The following is a 2,610-nucleotide window of genomic DNA, read 5'->3' as shown; positions in this document are numbered from 1 at the left end:
ATGCTCACTCGGGCGCTGGCGGTGGAGCTGGCCCCACACGTGCGTGTCAACGCGGTGTCTCCCGGTACGGTGGCCTTCCCCGAGTCCTTCGACGTGGCGGCACGCGAGGCCGTCCTCCAGAGCATCCCCATGGGCCGAGAGGGCAGCGTGGAGGATGTCGCCCGCGTGGTGGTGTTCCTCGCGCGCGAGGCGCCCTACATCACAGGCCAGGTGGTCACGGTGGATGGAGGAAGGAGCGCACGGCTATGAGCGAGCCTCTGCAATTGCCCAGGGTGACGGACGAGCGGGGCCGGCCGCTGGACATCATCGAGCTGCGGGGCCTCACAGTGGACTGCATCGTGGGCGTCTACCGCCGCGAGCGGGTGGCGGCCCAGCCGCTGCGGCTGGATGTGGCCCTCTTCCTGGACACGCGCGAAGCTGCGATGGACGGGCGGTTGGCACACACCATCCACTATGGGCGGCTGGCGGGCGAACTGCGCTTCCTGCTGGAGTCCTGCCGCTTCGAGCTGTTGGAGTCCGCGGCCGAGGCGGTGTGCCGGTACGTGCTGGCGCCGTCCACCGCGGATGCGCCGCGTGTCCAGGCCCGAGCGGCCACGGTGCGTGTGACCAAGCCCGCGGCGCTCACGGGGAGCGCCATTCCCTCGCTCCAGGTGCACCGCGTAGCGGAGGAGATGTCCTATGGAGCGGAGGATACCCCCTTCGGAGGGGTGGACATCTTCCATGAAGGGGCGGGCTATGGCCTCTACCGGCTGCGGGTGAAGCCACAGGGCACGGCGCCCACACAGCTCCAGCGTCAGGGTGAGGGAGCTGAGCTGGTGCTCGGCACGGGGTTGCTGCTGCAGGGCAGACCGGTGCAGAGAGGGACGGCCTTCCACTGGCCGCGCGGCTTCTCGCGCTCCTACGAGAACCCCACCTCCATGGAACAGACCATCCTGTGTGTGGAGCGGCCGCGTCTGGCTTCCGTGGAGGAGGCTGTCGAGGCAGCAGCTCCCGCCGCGAGCCTCTCGCCCGTCCAGGGCGTCTCGTATTACCCGCAGGAAGAGCACGCCACTCACGGCGGCAGCGAGGGACACAGTTGAGTGTGACGGGCACGCGCAAGGTCCTCATCACCGGAGGCGGGACGGGCATCGGCCGTGCCGTGGCGGAGGCCTTGCTCAGAGCGGGGGGCAGTGTCGTCGTCTCCGGTCGCCGCCTCGAGCTGCTCGCCGAGCTGACGGCCTCCTTCCCGGGCCGCGCCTTCGCGCTCACGTGCGATCTGACTTCAGCCTCCGATCGAGAGGGGTTGCTCGCACGGGCTCGGCAGCTGCTGGGCGGGCTGGATGGCTTCGTCCACAGTGCGGGCGTGGTGATGCACCAACCTCCCGGTCACATCGACGAGGCCTCGCTGCGCGAGCAGCTCGAGGTGAACCTCGTGGCGCCGCTGCGGCTGGGAGAGCAGGCGCTGGAGGTGCTCGAGCCTGGAGGCGGGATGGTGTTCATCTCTTCAACCATCGCCCACCGGGCCTTGCTCACCAGCGCCGTCTACAGCGCGGCCAAGGCGGGACTGCTCCAGGTGATGCGCTCCCTCGCGTTGGCGGGAGCTCCCCGGGGCGTGCGCGCCAGCTCCGTCCTGCCGGGGGTGGTGGACACGGACATGGTGCGCACGCTGCGGCTGGCGCCCGGTGAACCCCTGCCCTCGGAAGCGGAGCGCGCCACCCGACTGGAGGCTCAGCTCGAGCGCCTGGGAGCGCTCCACCCGCTCGGCCGCCTGGGCCGGCCCGAAGAGGTGGCCGATGCGGTGGTGTACCTGCTGGGAGCGCCGTGGACCACGGGCGCGGAGCTCGTGGTCGACGGAGGGGTCCTGCTCCGCGAGTAGTGCTATGACGCGGGGCTCTGCAGAGGAACAGGGATGAACCTGGACAGGCGCGCTCGGCTCTTCGTGGTGCTCGCGGGGTTGTTCTGCACCGCGCTCCTCGTGGCCGACATCATCGGGGTGAAGCTCATCGAGGTACACCTCGGGCCGCTCGTGGCACCGATGTCCGTGGGGTTGCTCGCCTTCCCGGTGACGTTCGTGCTCACCGACATCCTCAATGAGTTCTACGGGAAGAAGGCGGCTCGCTTCGTCACGTGGCTGGGCCTGGGCATGGCAGGCTTCGCCTTCGCGGTCATCTCCGTCGCGTCAGCCGTGGAGTGGGCGCCCTTCACCCGCGCCCCGGACTACAAGGGCACCGTTGAGGCCTCGTTCAACAACGTCTTCGGGGGCTCACAGCGCATCCTGATCGCGTCGATGATCGCCTACGTCATCGGCCAGCTCTGCGACATCGCCGTCTTCCACCTGCTCAAGCGGCTGGCGCACAACCGGTGGCTGTGGCTGCGCGCCACGGGCTCCACGGTGGTCTCCCAGCTGATCGACACCGGGGTGTTCCAGCTCATCGCGTGGGCGTGGGTGCTTCCCACCGATGTCCTCATCCACATCATCCTCAGCACGTATGGGGTGAAGGTGCTGGTGGCGGTGGGACTCACGCCCATCATCTACGCGGTCCACGCACTGGTAGAGCGCCTGCTGGGGATGACGCCCGTGCGGCTGGGCGCGGACGGTGAGCCCCTCGCGGAGGGCTCCAGCAAGCCCTT

The 2,610-nt window shown here is 69.3% G+C and carries 4 protein-coding genes; all 4 read left to right on the top strand.

What is annotated here, in order from left to right:
- Nucleotides 1–249: SDR family oxidoreductase (locus VD972_RS33380; RefSeq protein ID WP_324992842.1), on the top strand; the 249-nt coding region annotated here is incomplete at its 5' end.
- On the top strand, nt 246–1,079 hold the full coding sequence (locus tag VD972_RS33375; protein ID WP_324992841.1) for a dihydroneopterin aldolase: 834 nt from the start codon (nt 246–248) through the stop codon (nt 1,077–1,079). The genes VD972_RS33380 and VD972_RS33375, both read left to right, overlap by 4 nt.
- A gap of 2 nt (nt 1,080–1,081) precedes the next feature.
- Nucleotides 1,082–1,855 (top strand): SDR family oxidoreductase, encoded by a 774-nt coding sequence (locus VD972_RS33370; protein ID WP_324992843.1) that lies wholly within the window; start codon nt 1,082–1,084, stop codon nt 1,853–1,855.
- 33 nt (nt 1,856–1,888) lie between these two features.
- Nucleotides 1,889–2,610, top strand: a 722-nt coding sequence (locus VD972_RS33365; protein ID WP_324992840.1) for a queuosine precursor transporter, incomplete at its 3' end; no start/stop codon positions are given.

This window comes from Hyalangium sp., assembly GCF_035629615.1.
Classification (GTDB): domain Bacteria; phylum Myxococcota; class Myxococcia; order Myxococcales; family Myxococcaceae; genus Hyalangium.
This window is presented reverse-complemented; position numbering and strand designations above follow the sequence as displayed.